This window comes from Rhodococcus sp. MS16, assembly GCF_013277795.1.
GTDB lineage: Bacteria > Actinomycetota > Actinomycetes > Mycobacteriales > Mycobacteriaceae > Rhodococcus_F > Rhodococcus_F globerula.
The window spans coordinates 43,280-68,072 of record NZ_VBTM01000027.1; the positions used below are offsets into that span (position 1 = coordinate 43,280).

Below are 24,793 nucleotides of genomic sequence, written 5' to 3' on the forward strand. Positions count from 1 at the left end.
CTCCAATCGTCAAATGACGCAAAGAAAAACGAACAAAACAAAACACGAATTGCTGCGTGCCGAGGTCAGTCGGTCCAGATATAGCGATCCGCAACACGATGATGATTCCAAATCGTCATCTCCTGCTCCTCGCTGAGCCGATGACCATCAAAGCTCGGCGAATGCATTCCCACCGTCACTTCCTTCATATTCGCGAAGTCCTGATTGAAAACCTGCCCCATATCGGCATCGCGGTAATCATCGAAATACTCCGGCGTAAACTCACGCTTCTTGTCGTAGTCGGCAACCGGAATCTGATCAAGACTGAAAACCTCGAACAGACACTTGTTCGGATCATTGTCGACCGGACGCGACCGATACCAGAACACAGACCCCTGACCAGGAAGAATAATGCTGTTGGGGAACACATTCCACGCACTACCCGCCTCCGTCCACTGCTCGGGCGTAATAACCGGCCAGTCGTAGCCCTCCGCAATCGAAAGCTCCCGATACAACTGAAGGAAATACTGACCCGCCGACATACCCTCAGGCACCTCCGACGTCTTCAACGCCTCCGCAGCACGCCAACTACGCTCGTTCTCCAGCCCACCCATATCCTCGTGCAGGTACTGCACTGCATTCGCTACCGACAAGCGCTCATCGGACTTACCGTCGCCACTACGCTTCGACGGATCCTTGCCCGCATCCTTCGACGCCGACGACTTCGGTCCGAGCGCCGAATAATGAGCATGCCGCTCATACACCGTCGTCGGCGCCCACGGACGAATATCAAGCTCGCGCAACGACGCAATCTTGTCATTGGTGCGATCAAGACGAAACAGCTGAGGATGCGTACCCGCAACGTGATACGCCTCGAGAAACGCATCCAACGCCGTCTTCCAGTTGCACTCCATCACAACGCCCTTGCCCCACCGGATCCGAAAATTCTCGATCTGGAACGGCTCGAAAATCCTCGCGATCGGGTCCAGATACTCGAGCAGCGGCTTCGCCTCAGGATCCATATTGATGAATACGAAACCCGCCCACTGCTCCGCTCGCACCTTCCCCAAACCCAGATCGTCATCCGAACGCGGCACGAACTCCTCACGGTCGAGCACCAACTTGATCGAACCGTCCAAATTCCACCGCCACCCGTGGAAAGGACAGATCAACGAACCCACCCGACCACGCCCACGCGCAAGGCGAGTACCGCGATGCCGACACGCATTGTGATACGCACGAATCGAATCCTTCGACTCACGCACCACCAGAATGGAATAACGACCGATCTCGTACTCCACGAAGCAACCGACACTCGGCAACTCCTCAACCCGACACGCAATCTGCCACGTCCGAGTGAACATCTTACCGAGCTCGAGATCCAAGAACTCTTGATCAAGGAAGCGAGTCTTCGGAATGAAAGCTCTTCCCAGACGGTACTTCTCAGGAACCTGCTCCGCCGGAACATCACCCTCGAACCACGGAACAACCCGATCGACCTTGGATTCATCCAGAACGGACATCGACAATCACTCCTCTTGTAACTGATGCTCAATCGTGCGTGTCTGCACGGGAAACTGGGACAACGACTAGCCGGCGTTCGGACCGGCGATTTCGACACCGTCTGACAGGCGGGCAACGTGGATGCAGTTACCGGGACATTCGTCTGCTGCATCTATGACATCGAGGCGAAGGTGTTCTGGCACATTCGCCGACGCCCCCTCATCGGTCAACAAGGGTCCAGCAGGGTCGTTCTTGACGTGTGCTACCCCACCCGCGTCGAACTCGAAGACATCGGGGGCGTACTGAACACACAGTCCATCTCCAGTACACAGGTTGTGTTCGATCCACACTCGAACTTCGTCACTCATGCGATATGCCTTCCTCGTCCACTAGCTTTTCCGGGGCCTCGCAGAAGGTTTACTTCCCCGACAGCAATCCGATACGCAGCGACTGTTGACGGCAGTGCCTAGGCGCAATCTAGCGATGCGCGACCGACTGCTCGAACAACGTCCTAACCAGATCTGCACGTTCGCGAGGAGTCACTGCCACCCGCCGAAACCCATATATCCGGCCTGAAAAATACTCTCCACCAGTCGTTTCCGAATGTCCATTCGCCATTCCATCAAACGGAACCGGGACTATGTAACTTGCATGAACACGATTTATGCTTGCCGGACAATGACGGACCCGCGTGTGAGGGCGCGGCTACTGCACTTGCGCCGACAACACGCACAATCCCCTCCTCGTGCCGACGGCAATCTGACGCCGGCCATTCGTCTCAGCATCGTTACGGAAGTCGTTGCGGCCCTGAAGACCCCACATTGCCGGATCATGCAACGTCGCCGACCGTCTTCTGCACCACAGCTACACCTAGTCCCTCATAGAGCGAACACTCGCGAGGCTGCGTGCCTGCAGGTTCGTCCTTACCTCAATGAGAAGAGATCTCAGATGGCACTTTCGATGACAAAGAATGGCAGCGACCCCGGATCCGCGCAGGGTTGGACCGTCCGCCTGATAGTCGGAACAATTCTCATGGCGATGGTGCTCGAAGCGCTCTCGCTGGGCACCAGCATGGTTTCAATCGGCCTGCCCGACATTCTGAAGGCATTCCCGACGACGCAGGGCGGTTGGCTGACAACCGTCTACTTCCTCGTCGGCGCGGTATGTGCACCGCTGCTCGGTAAAACTGCCGACCTCTACGGCAAACGCCGGGTGCTGCTGATCACGATGATGGTGTCCGGAGTTGGTGCCCTCATCTGTGCCGTCGCTCCGAACTTCACGATCCTGCTGATCGGTCGTGTACTCCAGGGTCCCATCCTCGCAACGCTCTCGCTGATCCCCTCTTTCGTCCGTGACATCTACCCGCCCAAACAAGCCGCATTCGCGGCCAGTATCACCGTGACAGGAATGGGCGCCTTCTCCCTCGCGGCACCTACAGTCATCGGTTGGCTACTGGCAAACTACGGCTTCCGCGGAATGTTCCTGTTCGATGCCATATGGACTCTCGGCCTCTGCGTTGCTATCTGGGTGACCCTGCCCGAATCGAAGATGCGCCGCGAGACCAAGCCGGATCTACTAGGCGGCCTCATCCTGGCTGGTGCTGTCCTGCCTGTGATGCTCTACGTGAGTATGGGCCGGACTTGGGGCTGGCTTGAAGCCTCACCGCTCCTGCTCATCGGCATCGCGCTGGGATTCCTGTTTGTGCGACACACCCGTAATGCCAACGAGCCCATCATCAATCTTTCGCTCTTCCGACGTAAGCCCCTCGTCTTCGTGGCGTTCGCCGGAGCGATTTCATACTCGATATCCGCCTCGATCTACCAGCTGATCCCCCTGCTCGCCATGACCTCGAAGGACAACGGCGGCACATACGGTCTCGGACTGAACACCATCGAATTCTCGGGCATCGCGACTCCGAAACAACTGGCCACGGTCATCGGCGGCGTCGTCATCGGCTTCCTCCTTGCACGGGGGCGGAACCCGCGGATATTCCTGACCCTTGGAGTCGCCCTCTTTGCGACGGCGTTGATCTCGCTCGCGCTGGCACACGATACTTTCGCCACCGTGATGATCGGCAGTCTGCTCCTCGGTCTGGCAGGCGGCGTGTCCAACGCTGCGATCCCGAATCTGGTTATGCGTGCTACTCCCGTCGGCGACCAAGGATCGACCGCCGGCACGGTTCAGTTGTGTACGACAGGAGCATCCTCGATTCTTCCCGTCGTCATGTTCGCTGTCCTGGCTCCCTACATGATGGCCGCACCGGAAGGTGGTGTGTTCTACCAAGACCAGGGCATCACCATGTGGCTGTGGATCTCGGCCGCTATCTGTGTCGTTGCCCTCGTCGTCGGTGCCACGGTTCTCCGCGAGCGGCGTGGCGAAAGCTTCGAGGAGTTCTCGGTCAACAGCCCGAACCCAGCATCGGATACCGCTGACGGCGTCGCACCGCCAGCAGCCGATCTAGAAGCCAACAAGATCTGACATCTACACGTTGGTCTGCCGACACGCTTCGGTAGCAGACCAAACTCATCGTTGCCACACATCAGGAGGTTGGCCCATGGCCGAGACCGTTACGACAGACATCCTCATCATCGGTGCAGGTCCCGTTGGACTGTTCGGTGCATACTCTGCAGGTTTTCGCGGCTTGTCCACAGTGCTCGTCGATGCCCTTCCCCAGTGCGGAGGACAGATCACCGCACTGTATCCCGAGAAGGAGATCCGCGATATCGCAGCCGTCCCGGGCTCTCTCGGCCGGGAAGTTGTCGCTGCGCTGAAGGCACAAGCCGACGCTTTCAAACCGATCTACCTTCTAGGGCGCCAAGCAGTCACTCTCGGTTACACCGACGGTCGCCCTGTTGTCACACTCTCCGATGGCACCGTTGTCAATGCCGGTGCAGTGATCGTCACCGCCGGCATCGGGACCTTCACTCCCCGCACACTCCCGGCCGGAGAAGAGTTTCTCGATCGTGGCCTGAGCTATTTCGTACCCGACCCGCAGGAACACACTGACCGCGACGTACTCGTCGTGGGCGGCGGCGACAGCGCCGTAGATTGGGCCCTTGCCCTGCGGAAGATCGCTCGATCCGTCACTTTGGTACACCGCCGCAGCGCGTTCCGAGCCCACGCGGCGAGTGTTCAGGAATTGATGGACAGCGGCGTCGAGATCATTACCGACGCACAGGTAGAGGCGCTCCACGGAAACGGCACACTGCAGCAAGCCCACATTCGAATCGACGGTCAGAGTGAGCCTCGAATCCTCCCGGCGGACGCGGTAGTCGCCGCCTTGGGATTCATCAGCAATCTCGGACCGCTGACTGAATGGGGCATGGACTTGGACCGCCGCACGATCGTCGTCGACACTCGTATGCAGACCACCGCCGCACATGTCTATGCGGCCGGCGATATCACGTCGTACACAGGCAAGGTTCGGCTCATGTCGGTCGGGTTCGGCGAGGTTGCCACAGCTGTCAACAACGCAGCCGTCGCCTTGGATCCTGCACTCTCGCTCTTTCCTGGTCACTCAACCGACGCTGCATAAACACCAGATCAGAAAGTCGATGGCCCCGAAGGAAATCCTTCGGGGCCATCGACTTTCATCTGACACTTCGCGAATCAGCCGTTCGGACCAGCCATGTCCAAAGCAGCCAGGTACGAGAAGACCATCGACGATCCCACCGGACCACCCGCACCGGGGTAAATCCGACCAGTCATCGGTGCCATCGTGTTGCCCGAGGCATAGAGACCTGAAATCACAGACCCATCCTCCCGCAGAACTCTGGAGTTCTCGTCCGTCTTCAGTCCGCCCTTCGTCCCGAGATCCGACAGTACGATCTGCGCCGCGTAGAACGGCCCCTTGTCGATTACACCCAGGCACGGATTCGGGCCGTCCTCGTGACTGCCACACATACCGACGATGATTCGATCCCACGGTGCGTCGCCTCGGCCGAACGCTTCATCCTTGCCGCTGCGCGCGTACTCGTTGAACTGCTCGACGCTCTTCGTCAGGGCGCCTGCCGGAATACCGATAAGCTCTGCCAACTCCTCGAGTGTGTCAGCCTTTCGGAGAACACCGGCAGCGAGGAACTTGTCCACATCGAACCAATTCGTGGACTGCGGTGCGACCGGAGGCGATGCAAATGCCCGTTCGTTGTCGAACTGGCGTTGATCGAACACCCAATGCGTCGGCAGATGCGACACCTCCGACGCTCGGTGCGCACGAAGTATCTCATGACCCGACCTGTCGTACGGAAGTCGTTCATTCATGAAACGCTCACCGGCATCGTTCACCCAAATGCCACTCCACACAGAGGTATAGAACACCGGACGCTCATTGGGAACCACCAGTCCCGGAGCAAACCAGGCTTCCTCGAGTAGATCAGTCGCAGCACCGATTTCCATGCCGGCAACTAGAGCATCACCAGTATTGCCGGGCGCTCCCTGGGACCATTCATCCGTCACTTCCGGTTGATATTTCTGACGCAGTTCAGCGTTCCTCTCGTAGCCACCGGCTGCAAGGAGCACGCCTTGACGCGCACGGATAGTTATCGATCCACCATCCGTGGTCGCGTCGACCCCAACTACGCGGTCGCCCTCCAGAACGAGCCGCTCCAGACCGGTGTTTGTGCGGATCGTTCCGTTACCAGTGGCTACGAAGGCAAGCAACAGTCGAGCGATCAGCGCCTGCCCGCCAGTCATGACGGGCCCCGGCTCTGCACCCGAACGCTCAGCCCACTGCGGTCGCCGAACCAGCGGCTCGAGGTCACCCAAAGCCGAACGATCAAGCGGCTCAGGAAAAATCGTGCGCCCGGTCGACAAGCTGCCCGGAGCCTTCTCGAAGTAGTCAGGAACGCCCTGCCAGTAAAACTGTCCAAGCCATTCATGGCTCTCCAGTTCGTCGATCATCGGCGCCCCCACCTGCAGAAAGGCTTCTCTCAGCGCAGAGGGAGCATCGTCACCGACGATCGCATCCAGATAAGGCCGGGCTTGATCCGGACCGGAGTCGACCCCGGCGCGACGCTCCGCGGCATTGCCTGGCAGCCACAGGCCAGACCCCGAGTATGCGGTTGTACCACCGATGAACTCGGTCTTCTCGATGACAAGAGTCTGCAGACCGCGCGAAGCCGCAGCGAGTGCACCGACCAACCCGGCACCTGAACCGACGACGATGACATCGTAGATGTCATCAATCTTATTGCTTTCCACTTTCATTCCTCTCGTGTATTACCGGAAATGCGCGACACGCGATGTAGCGGAAATCAATTGACCACGTTCGAGGCCGCTTCCAGCTTCGCGAATCCGCTCGCACCGGCTTCGTCGAGTTCCATCACCTCGACGAAGTGACCGAGTTCCGCCGTCAGATCCAGATAACCGAACCGGATACCGCCGCTTCTTCCGTATTGCGCCCACGTACGCCCACTTTCGGCAACGATTGCGGATGCCTCGTCGAAATCGTCCACGCGAAAACCCATGTGATGGAGTGTCGCTGGAGCACCGCCGCGCAGTGCGCCCCGGTAAAGATCGACCGCGCCACTGACCGGCCGAATGATCTCGATGTTGGTTGCGCCGGCGTTGACCAACGCGACATCGATCACCCATTCTTCGGCTATTGTTCCTCCGACAACTACGAACGATCCCTGGGGTTCATTCCCATTCGCACGTGAGGACTCTTCGGCCGCAATCTCATCAGGCCGACGACCCAATGACGATCGATAGTGTTTCACGCACTGGACTGTCCCCAGCGTTTTCTCGAGAAATTCTGCGGCGGCATCGATATCGTCTGCCACATATCCGAGTTGCATACAGTTACGTAGCAGATCACTCAATGATTTCATCCGAAACCTCACCTTCAGCCTTGTAGATATGAGTGGGCGCTCGCCACGAGCGTGTGCAGATCACCGAGCCCACAACACATTGACTGTCGCCGCTCGGAAGGCATCGAGTCCACCGCTCATACCATCAGGCGGAATCGGATCCGATCCTTTCAGCGGTAGTGGACGCTCGAGCGCCTAACCGGTCGACTGCCCCGAACAGCGCAGTGCATCACAGGTGTTGGACCCGGCGACTCCGATTCGCGGCATCGACAAACGTCCCCCACAGGCCGTCGGGGCGGGCCGCACCAGTGGGTACGTCCCCCTGCGAATTGACCGACTGCTCCACAAGGACTTTCATCGTGGGGAGTCCAGGGCGACTAGAAACCTTGCATTCCAGGTTCCAGTTGCAGCCCGAAGGTGTTGAACACCATGCAATGCATGTCGTAGGCGCCGATCAGGAAAACCACGTCCATCATCTGCTTGCGATCGAAGTATGTTGCAAGCTCAGCCCAGGTGGCGTCGGAAACGTAACGGTCCTGGCAGATTTCTTCTACGGCGCAGAGCAAAGCCGCATCCATCGGACTCCAGATAGTCGCCGATGAGCCAATTTTGACGGCCTCGATCTCGTCATCGGAGAGCCCCGCAGCTCGACCCATTCCTGTATGTTGCGCCCACTCGTACTCACCTCGTCGTAACCATGAAGTCCCGAGCGTGAGTAGCTCCCGGTCCCGTTCATTCAACGTCGAATCGCGCAGATGATTGGAAAACGTCAGCCAACTGCGACTCAACTCAGGGTGCCACGCGTAGATAGCGATGATGTTGGGCACTGATCGGGGCTGGGGAGGAGTCACGACCGGTGGCTGCGCGCCGACAGTCGAGTTGCTCTTGCCCGTGCTCAGGACAGACAACGCGTCTCGAACTTCTTCGTCCCAATCTTCCAGGGGGCGAGGAACAATCCGGGGTTCACTCACTGCGTCACTCCATTGTGCTCTGGTAGACGGGACTGACGATCCAGTCGGACTGGGGTCGCTCACCTTTGTCGACCTCCCCCACACGGTCTACGCGTTGACATATTGCCTTACGTTTTCTGCGGCTGTGCAGCAGACCCTACAAACCCAAGCTGGGTGTTACTCAGTGGGTTCCTCACCGACAAGTGTGCAGCGGATCATTTCGCGCGCGGAACCGTCTTCGTAGGGTTGCACACGGTGCAGCATCCCCGGATTGTCCCAGATCACGGTGTCACCGACCGACCATTCGTGGCTGTACACCCGATCCGGCGTTGTGGCCCGAGCAACGAGATCGTCGAGGAACAACCGACTTTCGTCCTTACCCATACCCACGATGTAGTCCGACGTGCCGCCGATGATCACCGAAGGGCGGCCCTCACGGTGCCGCCAGACCATCGGGTGTTCACGGCTCTGCATCGCCGCCCAGGCCTGTTCCTGCTCCGGAGTAGGGTTCGGGATCACTCGTCGCCGGGAACCGGCGACGGAGTGCACAACCCGCATCGTCGACAACCGGTCCTTCTCTTCATCGCTGAGCGAGTCGAAGAATGCACGGGTGCTGGCGAATTCGGTTTGGCCGCCGGTCTCGGATGTGACCGCGCAGGTGAGGATTGTTGCCGGTGAGGGGTTCTTCTCGGCGGGCAGAGTGCAGCCGTCCATGTGCCAGTTGAACGTGCCGCGCACGGTCTCCTGGCCACCGTTCTTCTTCGGGTCCATCGAGACCCGCTGAATTCCGGGTTCGTTGTACTGCTCCCCGTTGGTGCGGTCCAGGGTGCCGAGTCGTTCACTGAATTGGAGTTGGGTGTCCGGAGTGAACCCGAGGTCATGGAAAAGAAGGACGCCGTGCTCGCGTAGTGCGTTCCAGATCAGTTCCGGGACAGTGTCGTCGTGAAGCAGTTGGTCGAGGCCGATGCCGCTGATCTCTGCGCCCATGGACGCCGTCAGTGTGTTGATGGTCAAGGTACTCATGAAACGTTGTCTCCTTGGAGAAAAGGATTCCTGTCCGGAATAGACCTGTCGCCGTAGCCGGCGCGGCTACGGCGAGGTTCAGGCGAGGTAGGAACCGCCGTTGACGCTGACGGTCTGCCCGGTAACAAAGGACGCGTCGTCAGAACACAGGTACGCACACGCCCCTGCGATATCTGCGCCGGTGCCCATGCGGCCCACTGGAATATGTCGGCCCATCACTTCATTCGACGGGACCAGACCGGCTTCCTGCTTACGGCGAACACTGGGGGTGTCGATCGAAGACGGGGAAATGTTGTTGATCGTCACGCCCAACGGCGAGTATTCGAGAGCAAGCGTCTTCGTCAACGCGATCACACCCCCCTTCGACGCGGCGTAATGGGCCATCTTCGGACCGCCACGCTGTGCACTCGACGAGGAAATGAAAACTACGCGGCCCCAACCAGATTCGACCATTTCCGGCAAAACCGATTGCGCACAGTTGAATGTGCCGGTGAGGTTGATCGCCATGATCCGATTCCAGGACTCCACACTGATTTCCGCGAACGGCTCCTGAATGGCAACCGCGGCACTGGTAACCAGCACACTCACTGAACCCAGCTCTGCCCGGACCTCTCCGAGGACGCGATCGACGTCAGTTCGATCACTGACGTCAAGCTGATACCCGACAGCCTGGCCACCGGCAGCTACGATCTCTTTCGCTGTCAACTCGGCACCGTCACCATTGAGGTCGAGAACAGCGACCGCGTAACCGTCGGCACCTAGGCGCTGACAAATTGCGCTACCGATACCTGAACCGCCGCCGGTCACCACCGCCACACGCTTCATCACAAGCACCGACCCAATCCCTCAAAAAGACTCACGAACTTCGACCAATCCCTAACGGCCATAACCATGGACCTTTCAAACGCGGCATTATCTTCCGGAGGCACCGGATTGATTCTCGGACTTTCGGCTGGTTCCCGGAGCACTCCGAATTGACCAGCCGGTCGATCGAAGACCTTGGAACTCAGATTGCAAAGGACAGTGTCCGGCGCTGGAACAGCCACGCGCCGCTGACGGACCGCAGGATGTCCTGATACTTACCGACCATGATGAGCCCCCAACCGGCGTCGCCCTTTTGAAGGACGAGGAGGTCACTGCTCACCTCTACCTCGCCTTCCTTCTGATCGGAGACAAGCGTATTGACGACCACATGCCGTAAGGGCGCCCCACCTGTCGTGGTCGCGTAGTACTCACGGATCGCATCGTGCCCCTCGGCAACCACACCGAAATTGGGAATCTCGAATACGGCGTCGCTGCTGAATGTGGCTAGGACGTCGTCGAAACGGCCAGAATCCATCGCCTGGGTGTATGCAGCGAGGCTGGCCTGGACACCTGCGACAACGTCTGCGTAGGTCAGAGTTTCCGTACTCATACGACCTCCTGAGTCAGCACATCGATACACAGACGGAATGGGCATCGAAGGGTGCGGGTGGGATGGGCGGCGGATGCCCACAATTTTGGTTCGAGATGTGACTGCCAACACAGATAGTTAAGCACAGTTTGTTAAGAAATGGGAAGCATATTTTCCGGCAATCTTCTCGAAACCCAGCGGTTGGGCGTCCCTGTGCGCGCAGGCGTACATGTTCAACGCGGATCACCTGGGACCCTCTTGGTTGTAAAGCCCCACGGGACACCGAGACTCGTAGAGGGGTCGGTAATGATCGTGTCGTCAGTGCGGGTCAAGATGCGCAAGCCCTGGGCTTCGACATGACGTTCGACCCGATCGATGTCGACAACTTTCCATGTTATTGCGTGATACACGTCGTCCGCACCATTCGCAGCAAGGTCTGCTTGCGCGGCCGAATCTGCATCCGGTGCTGCGTACTGGAGGATCGCATCGGCAAGATGAACGTACGAACCGGTGACACACCGGACATTGTCGTGACCCTCATGGATGACTGTTCCACCCAAGACATCGACGACAAACTTGTGTGCCCGGTTCGGGTTATCAGTCAATACCGTGTGGTGCGAACAGTATTCGATGCCCAGCGGGTCATCTTCTGACACAACGGGAATAGACCAGTCAGGCGTCAGTCGGAGGTCAGGCTTGAAGGGAAACAGCGGAAAGAAGTAGTAACGAATTCCGGCATCCACCGGAAGCGTATGGAAGTGCGGAATCGGGCCGGCCATCGGCAGCTCGTCGCCTTCGGCAATTTCGTCCTGGCTGTTGGTAACTCGGATGCCTTGATGCTTGAGTTCGCGGTAAAGCTCGGGCATTCCCTCGATGTACCAACCGAAGGTCTGCAAATGTCCCTGCTCGACTGCAGGTCGCTGGACTCCCCCAGTGATGTACCGCTTCGGATCAAGACTGTCGATCAGAACGTCGCCAACAGAAGTAAATATCGAATGGTCGATGGAATGATTCGGCTTCGGCGGTGCTTTCCTTACCGACGCGAGGGGGGTGCTCGACCGGCCGAAAACCCTCCGGTAAAAATCTTCGGCTTCGTCGAGATCAACAACGTGAAGCACAGGGTGGTAGATCATCTTGACGCGAAAGTCACGCTCACGAGCTTGAGCATTTATAATGCTTCTTGTGTTTTCAGACATGGTCACCCTCTCGTGTCATGACAATGCAATCGATCGATTTCCCTCTGCGCACCGGTATCGTTGTGCACCGGTGCGTTTGTGTATCGGTACCGGGATCTCTACACCGGCACACATCCGGAACGGTGCCGACTACCTCGCGGGTGTCGGTTCGAGCGCGATGCCTACTGGAAATGGCAAAAAGCCCTTGCAGTCGTTCACAACCACTTCGCGATCATCTCGCTCCCTGATCCGGCAGTCCCTCGCACTCACCTCGGACCGACTGCCGCACAGCAGTGCGCCAGCCTCCATGCCTGGATCAGGTCAGAGTTGGACCGATCCAGGTCCGACCACATCGAATCCTAGCAATTAAGCATAGTAGCTTGGATTGTGTCAATCACCTGACACGAGCATCGACAAATGGTGCGGTCACATGCATTGCTTGATGTCGACGCGGTTTCCGAAGTACACCCGAGCAAGGGTCGCGCTGGACTCCCGACTTCACGCAGCGAGACCACGTTGATGCTAACGTTCGATCGAACGGGACACTCGTTTCGCTGTGAAGAGTCAAGTGCCACACAGAAGACGAATGACGCAAAGAGCAGATCCCGAGGAGATGAACTTGGTCGTAGAAAGTCCACAGGAACTGTTGGAGCAGAACGAAATCAGGCGGCGCCGTGATCCACTGGGGCGAGCAATACAACTTTTGGTCCACATGGTCGACAGCGGTGAAGAGGCCTACGGTGTCCGAGAATTAGGTACGCGACTGGGCGCGAGCGCGAGCACAGCCCACCGTCTACTCGGCGAACTTGAACAACTCGGAATGGTAGATCGGACACCCAGCGGCACCTACCGAGTCGGACTGGAATTCCTGCGAATCGCCCGAACCTCGATAGCCCAGTTCCCACTACACGACAAGGCGAACGACGTTCTCTGCGAGCTCACTCGACGCAGCGAAGAAACCTCGTTTCTCAGTGTTTACAGTAGTCAACGTCAACAGATGATGTTCACTTTGTCCATCGAGTCCGCTCATCCGCTCCGCTACGTGCTCCAACTGAACAAATGGCTCTCGGTCCACACCGGCGCGAGTGGACTCGCGATCCTCGCGTTCCTACCCGATGAGGATCGCCGCGAGATCGTGGAAAAACAACTCGGCACATCGCCTGATATCAGCGACGATACGTTGCGCCTCACCGAACGCCTTACAGAGATTAAGCGCCAGGGCTACGCCAGTTCCCGCGCCGAACGGATCGTTGGCGCCGTGGCGGTGGCCGCACCCGTGTTCGGGCCCTCCGGTGAGGTTTTCGGCGATGTCGGCGTCACGATCCCCGAGAGTCGGTTCAACGAAACAGACGAACCTGTCCTTGCCGGACTCGTCGTCCACTCGGCCGAGATCCTCACTGTCAGTATGGGCGGGACTGTACCTACGAGTTGACCGAATGTCAGATTCCGCCGAAACATGCTGACCTCGGCTGACTTCCGTATTCGTTCCCCCCGCCACAAGAATCGCTGCAGGAATCGGCTTTAGCGGGTCGACACTTGACGGCGCGGTCTTGTAGCCCCGAAGGCTCTGTCTGCTCGAGACAGGCAGATACGCCTGGGTACCAAATCCATTGCAGACAGCCGATTTTAGTCAAATAGGACCGTACGGTCGTGTTGGTGGTAACTCCAATGACCGAAGGGCATGTGCACGGCTACCGATGGTCGATATATTCACTCCCTGGGTAGCCGACGGCGCATACTGTGAGCGATGACAAAACCGAGTGGCGCTTAATTCGATCTAGTCATCTGAGCGTTGAAACCCGGAGGCATTGCCAATCTGTCGGCACCTATTCGCCGAAACGACTGCGGATCCCAGCTCACATCTGTAGCTTTCACAAGGCCGCCACTGAGCACCGCAGCTCCAGGGCGACGCGAATTACCGAGGCCTGATCGTGTCCGCACCGGCGCGATATCGCCAGATAGGACAACGCCTTCGTGAAGATATGCGGTGAGTGCAGCACGCCCGAACCCGTCAGACATAGAGGCCGTTTTGGCCTGTGAACAGCCCGAACTCGCAAACCGGCGGGAAGATCGACTGGGTCGATTGCCGCCGAATCCACGAAACTTCAACCTTCCACGGCCGACCGAGATTACGGCTCTGCACCACTACACACATCGGACTCTGCCGAGAACTGAGTTCTTGAACCAAGTAAATTACCTTGATCGTCCAGAGCGAATGGGTCTCCTGAAGAACAGGACCGGGCACACCCCTTGACGCTGACAACCTCAGCTGCCAAGCTTAATCGAAACACGGAACATGCGTTCCGTTATCCGGAACGATAACGAGCGCTGTTTCGTAGGAGTGCTCAACGAACTGGTTAGATCCCGAGACCGCGTGAGGACGACGATGCCAGTATCCGAGCCGGCTCAACTGCAGACCTTCCTCACCAGAACTGCATGGGAAGTGAACTGGCCGAAGGCATATCGCCTCAGCTGACTTCTCGGCCGGCACGTCGGTCCACTTTCGATCCGGACGCACTTCGTAACTGTCATCGCACCGCTGTTCCCCACTCGCTTGACTGCGCTTCTCGAGCAAATTCCGGAAGAAGGATGTCCCGTGGGGTTAAAGAGATTGGGATGTAAAGAGATGGTAGAAAAGTGAAAACATGGAATTTCACGCAGCGAGCTGGTTCGCTGTTCCAGTTCCTGATGCTGCTGTTCATGGTATCGGTGGCGGTGTTCTTGCTCCTCGAGCTGATTCCCGGCGACCCAGTGGATGCGCTTCTTCCACCAGATGCCTCCCCTGAGCAGATAACCGCCGCCAGGGATGCGTACGGACTCAATGATCCACTGCTGCAACGGTATTTCAGTTGGATGGGAGGGGTTCTCCATGGTGACTTCGGCAGGTCCTATCAGACGGGCGTTTCCGTCGGAGAGTCGATCATGGAGCGGCTTCCCGTCTCCCTTGAACTTGCTCTGGTTTCCATAATTTTGGCTCTGGTCATAGCGATTCCGACGGCAGTCTGGTCGGCATACCGTCCGGGCGGAATAGTCGATCGGGTGACCACGATCATTTCGTCGGCCATGTTGGCAACACCGTCTTTTGTTCTGGGAATCGTGCTTATCTTTGTTTTTGCAATGACACTGAATATCTTTCCGCCGATGGGGTGGGTGCCGTTCTCGGAAGACCCGATTGCACATATTGAGAAACTGATACTTCCGGTGGTAACTCTTGCCGCGTCCGAAATCGTGCTCTTCATACGAATTCTCAAGGGCGATATGATGACTACTCTCCAGCAGGACCACGTTCTGTCGGCCCGCGCGCGTGGGCTTCCGACATGGCGCATCCTGTCGGGGCACGCATTGAAGCAGTCTTCCTTCTCGTTGGTAACTGTGTCCGGAATGGTGATCGGCCGGCTCATCGGAGGCACCATTTTGGTTGAGGCGATCTTTTCTCTCCCCGGCTTGGGAACACTAGCCATCAATGGAATTCACTCCCGCGACTACGTCGTGGTGCAAGCTGTGGTGCTGGTCTGCGCTGTCGGATACATACTCATCAACGCATTGGTTGACCTCACCTATCCGCTACTCGACCCGAGAGTCAGGAAGGAAAGGACGTCATGAGCGAAGTTATCCAGGATTCGCCCGGATCCGTCGCCGTGGCGGAACGGAACGCGCAGTCCCCACTGCCAGAAGTGGTTATCAAACCCATTCGGCGCCGGCGTGATATCGGCGCCCTGATCGGTGTTATCTGGATTACCGTTGTGTGCCTGGGCGCGATTTTCGCGAACGTACTGCCTCTGCCGGATCCGAACGACGTTTCCAGCGTTTTCAATGCGATTCCCGGAACTGACGGGCATATTCTCGGAACCGATTCGCTAGGTCGAGATGTCTTGTCTCGCCTAATATTCGGCGCCCGTGTGTCGCTGGCAGTTGCCATCGGTGCCACCAGCATCTCGCTTGTCCTCGGCGTAACCCTAGGGATGCTCGCGGGCTACTTCGGAGGAACAGTTGACAAGTTCATCTCGTTGTTCATCAACTTCACGCTTTCTTTTCCTCCGCTGATCTTCCTGATCGCCATGGTGGCAGTTCTCGAGCCGAGCCTGAGCACACTGGTGATTGCGCTGGCCATCATGGGCATCCCGAACTTCGCACGTGTCGCTCGGGCCAACACGTTGGCTTTTGCTGAACGCGAGTTCGTTACTGCTGCAAAATCTTTGGGTGCATCACCGCTACGCATCCTGCTCCGTGAACTGCTGGCGAATGTCATGCTACCCATTCTGTCGCTGGCGTTGGTCGTGATGGCGACTCTCGTGATCGCCGAGGGATCTTTGAGTTTCCTCGGCGTGGGTGTTCCCCCGCCGACTCCCAGCTGGGGTGGCATGCTCGCAGCTGGTCGCGAACAGATGAGCCGGCACCCTCAGCTTGTACTGATACCAGCGCTGTTCTTCTTCGTAACCGTCTTCTCCTTCAACAGGATTGGCGACTGGGTTCGTGGACGTGTTGGAAAGGATTCGGCGATATGAGTCAGGCAATCAAGTCTCCCGAGCACGAACATTCTTCGGCGGATGTCGACTCGACCGAAGTACTTCGGGTCAGGGATCTCCGGGTGTGGTTTCAGACGCCGAAAGGGCTGGTCCGGGCCGTTGAAGGTGTCGATCTCGATTTGCGTCGCGGTGAGACATTGGGCATCGTCGGTGAATCCGGATCGGGCAAATCCGTTCTGTCCCGGGCGATCATGAAGATCCTCGCTCCCAACGCGCATGTCCTTCCGGGTAGCAAAATCATCCTCAACGGAGTGGATCTGGCAACAGTTACCCGCAAGGACAACCCGCATTTGTGGGGCGTGGACCTATCGATGGTTTTCCAAGACCCGATGACGTCGCTGACGCCGGTGATCACCATCGGAAAGCAACTGACCGAGACGCTCAGTTTCCACCTCGGTCTCGACAAGAAGCAAGCCACGGCAGAGGCGACACGACTGCTCCGAATGGTAGGCATCCCCGAACCGGAGAAGCGCTTCAGCCAGTACCCGCATAATCTGTCGGGAGGTATGCGTCAACGCGTTACTATCGCACTTGCCATCGCGTGCTCACCCAAACTACTTATCGCGGACGAGCCGACCACCGCGCTGGATGTGACAGTTCAGCATCAAATCCTGAACCTTCTGCAGGATCTGCAGGAATCGTCGGGAATGGCCATGATCCTCATTACCCACGATTTGGGTGTGGTCGCCGGCCGTGCTGACAACATTGCGGTGATGTACGCCGGACGTGTAGTCGAGAAGGCGCCTACACGCCAATTGTTCGCAAACATGCGCCATCCCTATACCAAGGCACTTATTGATGCGATCCCCAAGGTTTCTCATCCGAGCCATACTCGGCTTCCGTCCATTCCCGGGCGTCCCCCGATTGTGATCGACCCACCTGCGGGATGCAGTTTCGCTTTGCGGTGTGCTTCAGCGCAATCTCGTTGTCTCGAGGAAACCCCGACCCTGCAGATAGATCCATTCCAGCCAGAACACTCGGCAGCCTGCTTCTTCCCGCTGGGCACCGCTGACGGAGATGCCGCTCGTTTACGAAATTCCGAAGCAGGCTTCACTGCTGCGGGTACCCCGGTTGGTAATGAGGTGATGATCTGATGGCTGGTAGTGGAACAGCACATCTACGCGACCAGGATGACGTCGTTCTCAGCGTTCGAAATCTGGTGGTGGAGTACGCCGGCCGTGGCGGACAGCGAGTCTATGCAGTGTCGGACGTCAGTTTTGACGCTATCCGCGGTGAGACAATCGGCCTGGTCGGTGAGTCCGGTTGCGGCAAGTCCAGTGTGGCGAAGGCAATCATGCAACTTCCGGGTCCTACCTCCGGATCGGTCGAGTTCGATGGCGTCAACGTTGTCGGTCTCAAAGGCGCTGCGTTGCGCCGCCAACGCCGCAAGATTCAGATGATCTTTCAGGATCCGATTTCCTCGCTGAACCCGTTGCGCAAGGTCAAGGACATCATCGCCGAGGGTCTGCGCATACACGACGACCTGAGCAAGTCGGAGGTTCTGGCCAAGACGCAGGCGATGATCGAGCGGGTCGGACTTGACCCTGATACTGCCGCAGACCGCCGTCCCCACGAATTCTCGGGTGGTCAATGCCAGCGCATTTCCATCGCGCGCGCTATGGTGCTCGATCCCGAGGTGATTGTCTGCGACGAGCCGGTATCGGCACTGGATGTTTCGGTTCAGGCTCAGATCATGAACCTGCTTCATGAAATGAAGGAGCGGTACCAGCTCACGATGATCTTCATCGCCCATGATCTGGCCGTGGTCAAGAACCTCAGTGACCGCATCGTGGTGATGTACCTCGGAAAGATCTGTGAGATCGGAACTTCGGAGGAACTCTTCTCGTCCCCGGCCCATCCCTACACTCGTGCACTCGCACAGTCGATTCCAGAACCTGATCCCGATGCTCCGATTCGGGAGGCCGCACTCTCTGGCGACTTGCCTTCGCCGCTGAATCCGCCGAGTGGGTGCCGGTTCAGGACACGTTGCCCGTTGGCGCAAGAACAGTGCGCCTCTGATGAGCCGGAAATTCGAGAGGTTCGTCCAGGTCGCTTCGTCGCCTGCCACTTCCCTCTCGACGACTCGGCGCTCCTGCAGGCAACTGGTCAGAGTTCGGTGCTGTCAAAAAATCCCGCCTGATACACGAAGTCCCACAAGCACAGACATCTTCCGAACCCTCACGAGCAGGGACGGGTAAGCAAATGAGAATGGAGTTCACTTTGCGCACGCAAAAAGGTATGAAGTCTCGGCGGGTCATTGGCGCCCTCGCGACTATTGTCGTCACGGGTATCGCCCTGACCAGTTGTTCTTCTTCTTCGGGAAGCGAGGGCGATTCCGTAGGCGAGCCGAAGACCGGCGGCACGTTGGCATATGCAATGGGAGGCGAAACCCAGTCCATGGACCCGGCGAACTGCGGTTTGGTTGCGTACCACCGCTGTTCACCTGTGTTCGGCACATTGGTGCGTTATGACGCCGCGACTGACACGTTCGTGCCGTATCTCGCAGAATCATTCGAGAGTTCGGACGGGGCGAACTGGACGCTCAAACTCCGTGAGGGCGTCACCTTCAGCGACGGCACCCCGTTTGACGCTGAAGCGGTCGTGTTCAACTGGGACCGCATCAAGGATCCCGCGACGCTTTCGGCCGCAGCGTCTGCCACCAATGGTATGGCGTGGGAGATCGTTGATCCGCTTACCGTCAAGGTGACGCTCGACGAAGCGAACTTCCAGCTGCCCTGGCAGTTGGTCAGGGGCCTCGGTGCTATCGGTTCGCCCACCGGGATCAAGGCAGCAGGCGCGGAAGTCGGCAACAAGCCCGTCGGAGCCGGCCCGTTCCTCATGCAGGAATGGGTCCGCAACTCCGAAATGAAGCTCGTCCGTAATCCGACCTACTTCGAGCAAGGCTTGCCCTACCTCGATGCGATGACCATCAAACAAGCTGGCTCCGATCCTCAGAAAATGAATGCGGTTATCAGTGGAGAAGCTTTGATGACCCCCCTTTCCAGCACTATCGATGCCGAGAAAATGGAGGACAGCGGCTTCAACACCGATGGCGGTCAGCTCATCGGCGGCAGCGGCGTTATCTTCAATTACAAGGATCCGACCATCCAAGACGCTGGTCTACGGAACGCAATGCTGCACGCAATCGATGCCGACCAGATGGTTGCGGCGCTCGGCACCCAGACCGTGACTGCTGACGCGTTCATGCCTTCGGACAGTGGCGCAGCGTTCCCCGAACTTGCCTTGAGCGAGGCACAAAAACTGTTCGATGACTACCTGAGCAGGACCTCGAAGACGAGCGAGACCATTTCGCTCACGACTTATGCGGGTTTCCCGGTGATGGAACAGACATCTCAGATGCTCCAGGCCCAACTGCAGAAGATCAACGGCCTGACCGTCAAGATCGTGCCCCTCGATCCCCCAGTTCTCTTGGCAAATCAGAGGAAGGGCGACTTCCAACTCATGACCACGACTTATCAGTCTGCGTCCAAGGATCTGCTGTTCGACCTGTTCTACACCAATGCACCGCAGAACGCGACCGGCTATTCGAATCCCACAGTGGACGCTGCACTCGAGCTCACCCGCTCGTCGAAGGACGCCGCTGAAGTCGCCAAGGCGTACGAGATTGTCAACACCGAGGTCTCTCGGGACGCTCCGATGCGTATCTGGCAGTACATCGGTGCCTACATTGCCTCGGACAAGAAGGTCCAGGGCATCACGGTTGTTCCGACGGGTTCAGGTGCAGCATGGGACTGGGAAAAGGTCTGGCTGAACTGATCGAAATACAGGTTGGCCGGCTGATCAGCCGGCCAACCTGTGCGGACAGACCGCCAGTGTCAACGGCGGCTCCTGCCTCGCCTGAATCTCGCCGTAGCCGCACCGGCTACGGCGACAGGCCTGTTCCGGAAGCCGGACAAACACCCAGCAGAATCGTCCCCAGCCGGCCCTTGCTGGACACCGGATGCCTGCACAGCCAGACGGCACGAAGATTAACCAGACAAACTTAATTCATACTCATAGTAATTTGCGCTGCACATTATTTGCAGCACCGCAGGGCCCAGAGGTGTGACCCAGGCGACAGGTGTCAGTTCCTTCACTGAATCATCTGGCGGCGTCATCCCTGAAACAAAATAAGCTATAATACTTAATTCCAAGGCTGCCCGATTCGAGGTACCGTAAGTTAGAATCCAAATTCGCAGGAGCGGGGCCGGGTACATCAACCGATCTGGAAATTGACACAAGGCATACGCTCTCCGCGGATAGAGATGAGCAGACGAGAGGGGGCGGGGACAGCGCCGGACCATAGGCACTTCCCTGGGCAAATATGCCGATAGCACCAGCGGACAAGATACCTTCGAGCGACGGCGGGAACATGCGGCCTTCCGCTGGTAAGGAACGAGTAAACTCACGGGGCGACGCGACCCGACTGCTACTTCTCATCACAGCCGAACAGCTATTTGCCGAGCGCGGAATCGCAGCAGTTCCCCTCAGGGACATCGGCATCGCTGCCGGCCAGAAGAACCATGCCGTGGTGCAGTACCACTTCGGCGACAGGGAAACTCTGGTGAGCGAAATTATCGCGTACAGGGCCCACACCAGCGAAGAACGTCGTGTGGAAATGTTCGCAGATTTGATGGTACGCGGCCAGCCTCGAGTTTCCGACCTCGTGCGACTATTCGTCTTCCCTCTGGCCAGCCATCTGGACGAGGACAATCATTACCTTGCATTTATGTCCCGTTACATTCTGGAGAATGGCGGCTATTCACGGCTCAGTGTAAGTAGCAACACTGTAATTCCGTCCGCCACTGCCAGTACCGTACTGGGGCTATTGGGCCGACTCCTGTCCAACCTTTCCGAAGAAGTCCTCGAAGAGCGCTGCATGCACATGCTCACGGGTACCGTTCATACACTGGCTCGCTATCAGGCGGTTCTGGCGTCTGGCGAGAAACTCCCCCTGCCGATGGACGTCCTACTCGAGGATCTGGTCCAGTTCTTCACCTCAGGGCTTGAAGCATCGCTAGGGCCGGCCACTGCAACGGCCAATGCCGCTCCGGATCGAGGGCGGGCTCCTAGCCAACTGAAGCGGAACACTATCTCCGCCAAGTAAGTTCCGACGAGGAACTTGATGGCCCGTGCGGTGTTTTTCGAAACCTTCCGATCATTGCGCGTAGTTCACCGGAGCCACTGACCCACGCGCGACGCGGATACCGACATCATTGACGATATCGGTATCCGCGCTAGATTCGATTCCCGTTAATGAAGGCCTTGATCCGGTGACCGCCGGCGTTCGTACGGGCACGTCACGTACTCGAAGTCAGGACTTCGATGCCGACTCGATCGCGCCCGGCGCCCGTGTCCCCCGGGGTCACAGTCCCCGTGCCGAGAAGAATTCGGCGATGAAGGTATGAGTGAAACGAACGCGCTGCACTACGTACCCAATAGTGACGACGTCCTCAGTCTGGCGCGGCACAATTCCAACAGATCGCGTCTCAGCGAGAACCTCAACTCCATTCGCTTACTCAGCGCAACAACCGACAGTCTTTCGTAGAACTGCCGACTGCTGATTCCGAACTCTACGAAAACTTCCTCATCCGGCACCGCGCCGTAATGGACCCACCTCGCGCCGAACTCAACCATTCGGTTGCATTCAGCCTGACTCAGACGGAACGCGCGAGACGACGTCTCGGCCCCGACCGAACCGCAAACAACTTTGTTCATCTATTCCCCCACATCCCGCATCGAAGATTCTCAACAGAACTGCATTACCCGTCATGGCATAATGACACGAAAACTACACTGGGAGAGCGGAATTCAATCTCCGCCCTCCCAGCCTTGTTCAAGATCACCCGCCGACCGACGCAGCACCTCTCCTTGACGCCACGGGCTCGGCCAGCCCCTGCTCGATGACGATCTGCTGGACTCGCTCGATAGTTTCTTCCAACCCCGGCCCGATGCGTTTGCCCGGAGCGAAAGTCGCCGGCAGGTTCACCAGTCCGTTGATCATCGCCACTGACTCGTAGTGCACAACCTTCTCAGGATCGACGACGAAGTCGGGCATGCGTTCGAGCACCGCGGTCAACATCCGTTTGAAGAGGACGCGAGCGACGTTCGAGCCGATGCAGCGGTGGATCCCGAGACCGAAGGCTGTGTGCCGATTACCGCGACGGTCGAAGTCGACCTCATCCGGGTTCGGGAACACATCAGGTGAGCGGTTTGCCATGGCCCACGAAAGCCAGAGACGCTCACCTTCCTTGAACTCGACGCCGTTGATCTCGACATCCTGGCTGAAGGTCCGCCCATCACCCTGCGCCGGTGTGACGTAGCGGAGGAACTCCTCCGTTGCAGGGTCGAGAAGAGTATCGATCTCGTCGATGAGACGAGCCCGCTCTGCCTGATGTTGGGACAGCCACAGGATGGACTGACCGGTCAGTGCAGTGGTGGTGTCGAACCCCCCACCGACCAACAACGCCGCCGTAGCTCGGATCTGCTCATCGGAGAGAGGCTTACCGGCTACCGTCGACCTGACTAGTGCATCCAGCAAACCAGGTCGCGGATTCGCTCGAACGTCCTTCACCGACTCCATGAGCGCAAGCTTGCTCTCCTCGAAAATCTGCCTGACCCGACCGAAATCAGGAGAATGAGGAGGTGTGTACATCAGCGCGTGAGCCGGCTCGTTGTGGATCACCCAGTCGGTGAGCGGCAGGCCCAACAGTCCCATGGTGACGACAGCCGGGACGACATTCGCCAGATCGAAGACGAAATCGATACTGCCGCTTTCGATGTTGTCGTCAATGCACGCACGAACGAGGTCGTCGATCACCGGAACCCACCGCGCGACGGCGGCCGGCGACAGGTAGGGATTGAGAATTGTCCGGAAGTCGGTCTGTTCCGGCGGATCCAGCTCGAGGAACGACGGCGCGGTGTACGGACCGCTCTGCGCGTACGCCGGGATCGAGATGCCCTTGTACCCGTTCTTGCTTCCGTCGACGTCCCGGAAACTGGTTACCGCGTCCGATCGGCGAGCAATTGCGAACAGTTCGTCAATTCCGCTGGCAACCCAGTGTCCATCGTATGAATCGCTCCACGCGATCGGGCACTTCGCATGAAGCTCGTGTGTCTTCTCCACGAACTCGTCGCGAAAGTTCGGCCCGTGACGTTCATAGTCGATCGGGCACTTCTTCAGGTTTTCGACATTGCGAACATCGTCTGCTGTCATGATTACTCCGGGATGCGATCAAGGCGCTCTTACGCAGCGCCAGAGGATATTACGGTTCAGGCTTCCTGAATTGCGTGCTCGGAAACCTCGACGATCGCGCGCTCCGGGCACGAGAGCATTGCCTCGCGCGCGGCGCCCTCGAGCTCGGCGGGGACGTCACCGTCGATCGCGTAGGCATGACCGTCCTCGTCCCTGAGCGCAAAGAGGTCGGGTGCGACCATCGAGCAGATTGTGTGCCCCTGACAGATGTCCTGGTCGACATAAATGTTCATGGTGCATTCTCCTTCGAAAAAATCAGTCGGCATTCAATGTTGTTCATTGACTAGGCAGGACGGGCGATGGTCTTGACCTCGAGGAGATCCTCTAGACCTTCGACGCCCCACTCACGGCCGATTCCGCTCTGCTTGTAGCCACCGAACGGTGCCGTCGGGTGATTCCACGTGGCGCCGTTGACGCTGATCGCTCCGGTCCGCATACCCTTTGCCACCCGCATCGCCCGCTCCACATCCGCACTCCACACGCTGCCGGCGAGACCGTAGATCGTGTTGTTCGAGATCGCGACCGCGTCGGCATCGTCCTCGTAGGGCAGCACGCTCAGCAACGGACCGAAGATCTCCTCCTGCGGCACCGTCGAGAGGGAATCGACGTCGGTGAGCACAGTCGGCTCGACCCAGAATCCCTTCTCGAAACGGTCGCTGGCCTTACCACCCAACGCAATCCGCCCGGTCTGCTTCGCGATCTCGTAGTAGCGGAGCACCGATTCGTACTGACGCTTGTTGGCTACAGGCCCCATGTAGTTGGCAGGATCATTGACGTCACCCCACGGGAACTTCTGCATAGCCGCCACAGCCAAGTCCACTGCGTCGCCGAGGCGCGAACGCGGCACCAGCAGCCGCGATGGGACACCACAGCCTTGACCCGCGTGACTGCAGGTACCGGCAACCACCCTGGGGATCAGTGCGGTGAAGTCCGCGTCGTCGAGCAGGATCGATGACGACGCGGACTTCACCGCACTGATCCCCAGGGTGGTTGCCGGTACCTGCAGTCACGCGGGTCAAGGCTGTGGTGTCCCATCGCGGCTGCTGGTGCCGCGTTCGCGCCTCGGCGACGCAGTGGACTTGGCTGTGGCGGCTATGCAGAAGTTCCCGTGGGGTGACGTCAATGATCCTGCCAACTACATGGGGCCTGTAGCCAACAAGCGTCAGTACGAATCGGTGCTCC

22 protein-coding genes are annotated in these 24,793 nt (G+C 58.3%); 10 read left to right on the forward strand and 12 right to left on the reverse strand.

Annotated features, from left to right (window positions below):
- Positions 1 to 65: 65 nt before the first annotated feature.
- Positions 66 to 1,502 carry an aromatic ring-hydroxylating dioxygenase subunit alpha gene (locus tag FEZ60_RS31500; protein ID WP_033236769.1) on the reverse strand — a complete coding sequence of 479 codons (1,437 nt, stop codon included), beginning with the start codon at positions 1,500 to 1,502 and terminating at the stop codon, positions 66 to 68.
- 66 nt (positions 1,503 to 1,568) lie between these two features.
- Complete coding sequence (locus tag FEZ60_RS31505; RefSeq protein ID WP_033236768.1) at positions 1,569 to 1,850, reverse strand: ferredoxin; 282 nt, start codon at positions 1,848 to 1,850, stop codon at positions 1,569 to 1,571.
- Between the two features lie 592 nt (positions 1,851 to 2,442).
- Here FEZ60_RS31505 and FEZ60_RS31510 point away from each other — a divergent pair.
- Both FEZ60_RS31510 and FEZ60_RS31515 read left to right on the forward strand, forming a co-directional pair.
- On the forward strand, positions 2,443 to 3,960 hold the full coding sequence (locus FEZ60_RS31510) for an MFS transporter (protein WP_165826232.1): 1,518 nt from the start codon (positions 2,443 to 2,445) through the stop codon (positions 3,958 to 3,960).
- Positions 3,961 to 4,036: 76 nt separating this feature from the next.
- Positions 4,037 to 5,017 (forward strand): NAD(P)/FAD-dependent oxidoreductase, encoded by a 981-nt coding sequence (locus tag FEZ60_RS31515; RefSeq protein WP_033236766.1) that lies wholly within the window; start codon positions 4,037 to 4,039, stop codon positions 5,015 to 5,017.
- A gap of 74 nt (positions 5,018 to 5,091) precedes the next feature.
- Here the strand turns inward: FEZ60_RS31515 and FEZ60_RS31520 are convergent, their stop codons facing one another.
- The 7 genes from FEZ60_RS31520 to FEZ60_RS31550 form a co-directional block, all read right to left on the reverse strand.
- Positions 5,092 to 6,681 carry an FAD-dependent oxidoreductase gene (locus tag FEZ60_RS31520; RefSeq protein WP_230590393.1) on the reverse strand — a complete coding sequence of 530 codons (1,590 nt, stop codon included), beginning with the start codon at positions 6,679 to 6,681 and terminating at the stop codon, positions 5,092 to 5,094.
- A gap of 53 nt (positions 6,682 to 6,734) precedes the next feature.
- On the reverse strand, positions 6,735 to 7,310 hold the full coding sequence (locus tag FEZ60_RS31525) for a VOC family protein (RefSeq protein ID WP_230590391.1): 576 nt from the start codon (positions 7,308 to 7,310) through the stop codon (positions 6,735 to 6,737).
- Positions 7,311 to 7,666: 356 nt separating this feature from the next.
- On the reverse strand, positions 7,667 to 8,260 hold the full coding sequence (locus FEZ60_RS32770) for a carboxymuconolactone decarboxylase family protein (protein ID WP_051730736.1): 594 nt from the start codon (positions 8,258 to 8,260) through the stop codon (positions 7,667 to 7,669).
- Positions 8,261 to 8,416: 156 nt separating this feature from the next.
- Positions 8,417 to 9,262, reverse strand: coding sequence for a TauD/TfdA family dioxygenase (locus tag FEZ60_RS31535; RefSeq protein WP_033236763.1), 846 nt, complete (start codon positions 9,260 to 9,262; stop codon positions 8,417 to 8,419).
- A 78-nt stretch (positions 9,263 to 9,340) separates the two neighbouring features.
- Positions 9,341 to 10,087, reverse strand: a complete 747-nt coding sequence (locus FEZ60_RS31540; RefSeq protein ID WP_033236804.1) for an SDR family NAD(P)-dependent oxidoreductase — start codon at positions 10,085 to 10,087, stop codon at positions 9,341 to 9,343.
- Between the two features lie 181 nt (positions 10,088 to 10,268).
- Positions 10,269 to 10,676 (reverse strand): nuclear transport factor 2 family protein, encoded by a 408-nt coding sequence (locus tag FEZ60_RS31545; RefSeq protein ID WP_033236762.1) that lies wholly within the window; start codon positions 10,674 to 10,676, stop codon positions 10,269 to 10,271.
- 212 nt (positions 10,677 to 10,888) lie between these two features.
- Complete coding sequence (locus FEZ60_RS31550) at positions 10,889 to 11,851, reverse strand: hypothetical protein (protein ID WP_202026728.1); 963 nt, start codon at positions 11,849 to 11,851, stop codon at positions 10,889 to 10,891.
- A 565-nt stretch (positions 11,852 to 12,416) separates the two neighbouring features.
- Between FEZ60_RS31550 and FEZ60_RS31555 the strand changes: the two genes are divergently transcribed.
- The 7 genes from FEZ60_RS31555 to FEZ60_RS31585 all read left to right on the forward strand — a co-directional run bounded on the left by FEZ60_RS31555 (position 12,417) and on the right by FEZ60_RS31585 (position 21,463).
- Complete coding sequence (locus FEZ60_RS31555) at positions 12,417 to 13,262, forward strand: IclR family transcriptional regulator (RefSeq protein ID WP_080711852.1); 846 nt, start codon at positions 12,417 to 12,419, stop codon at positions 13,260 to 13,262.
- A 1,205-nt stretch (positions 13,263 to 14,467) separates the two neighbouring features.
- Positions 14,468 to 15,433 carry an ABC transporter permease gene (locus FEZ60_RS31560; protein WP_233364783.1) on the forward strand — a complete coding sequence of 322 codons (966 nt, stop codon included), beginning with the start codon at positions 14,468 to 14,470 and terminating at the stop codon, positions 15,431 to 15,433.
- Entirely contained in the window at positions 15,430 to 16,335 is a 906-nt protein-coding gene (locus FEZ60_RS31565) for an ABC transporter permease (RefSeq protein ID WP_080711851.1), read from the forward strand. The genes FEZ60_RS31560 and FEZ60_RS31565 overlap by 4 nt, the downstream gene beginning before the upstream one ends.
- Entirely contained in the window at positions 16,332 to 17,450 is a 1,119-nt protein-coding gene (locus FEZ60_RS31570) for an ABC transporter ATP-binding protein (RefSeq protein ID WP_051730735.1), read from the forward strand. The genes FEZ60_RS31565 and FEZ60_RS31570 overlap by 4 nt, the downstream gene beginning before the upstream one ends.
- Positions 17,450 to 18,496 (forward strand): oligopeptide/dipeptide ABC transporter ATP-binding protein, encoded by a 1,047-nt coding sequence (locus FEZ60_RS31575; protein ID WP_172937872.1) that lies wholly within the window; start codon positions 17,450 to 17,452, stop codon positions 18,494 to 18,496. Before FEZ60_RS31570 ends, FEZ60_RS31575 begins: the two co-directional genes overlap by 1 nt.
- 98 nt (positions 18,497 to 18,594) lie before the next feature.
- Positions 18,595 to 20,133 carry an ABC transporter substrate-binding protein gene (locus tag FEZ60_RS31580; protein WP_051730734.1) on the forward strand — a complete coding sequence of 513 codons (1,539 nt, stop codon included), beginning with the start codon at positions 18,595 to 18,597 and terminating at the stop codon, positions 20,131 to 20,133.
- 595 nt (positions 20,134 to 20,728) lie between these two features.
- Positions 20,729 to 21,463, forward strand: a complete 735-nt coding sequence (locus tag FEZ60_RS31585) for a TetR/AcrR family transcriptional regulator (protein ID WP_092803983.1) — start codon at positions 20,729 to 20,731, stop codon at positions 21,461 to 21,463.
- A gap of 735 nt (positions 21,464 to 22,198) precedes the next feature.
- Here the strand turns inward: FEZ60_RS31585 and FEZ60_RS31590 are convergent.
- The 3 genes from FEZ60_RS31590 to FEZ60_RS31600 are packed head-to-tail and all read right to left on the reverse strand — an operon-like array spanning position 22,199 to position 24,581.
- Positions 22,199 to 23,572, reverse strand: a complete 1,374-nt coding sequence (locus tag FEZ60_RS31590) for a cytochrome P450 (RefSeq protein ID WP_033236757.1) — start codon at positions 23,570 to 23,572, stop codon at positions 22,199 to 22,201.
- 56 nt (positions 23,573 to 23,628) lie between these two features.
- Positions 23,629 to 23,844: a ferredoxin gene (locus FEZ60_RS31595; protein WP_033236756.1), complete on the reverse strand. Its 216-nt coding sequence runs from the start codon at positions 23,842 to 23,844 to the stop codon at positions 23,629 to 23,631.
- A gap of 50 nt (positions 23,845 to 23,894) precedes the next feature.
- Positions 23,895 to 24,581 (reverse strand): aldehyde dehydrogenase family protein, encoded by a 687-nt coding sequence (locus FEZ60_RS31600; RefSeq protein WP_346343429.1) that lies wholly within the window; start codon positions 24,579 to 24,581, stop codon positions 23,895 to 23,897.
- 16 nt (positions 24,582 to 24,597) lie between these two features.
- Between FEZ60_RS31600 and FEZ60_RS31605 the strand changes: the two genes are divergently transcribed.
- A partial coding sequence (locus FEZ60_RS31605) for an aldehyde dehydrogenase family protein (RefSeq protein WP_346343430.1) occupies positions 24,598 to 24,793 on the forward strand: 196 nt, incomplete at its 3' end.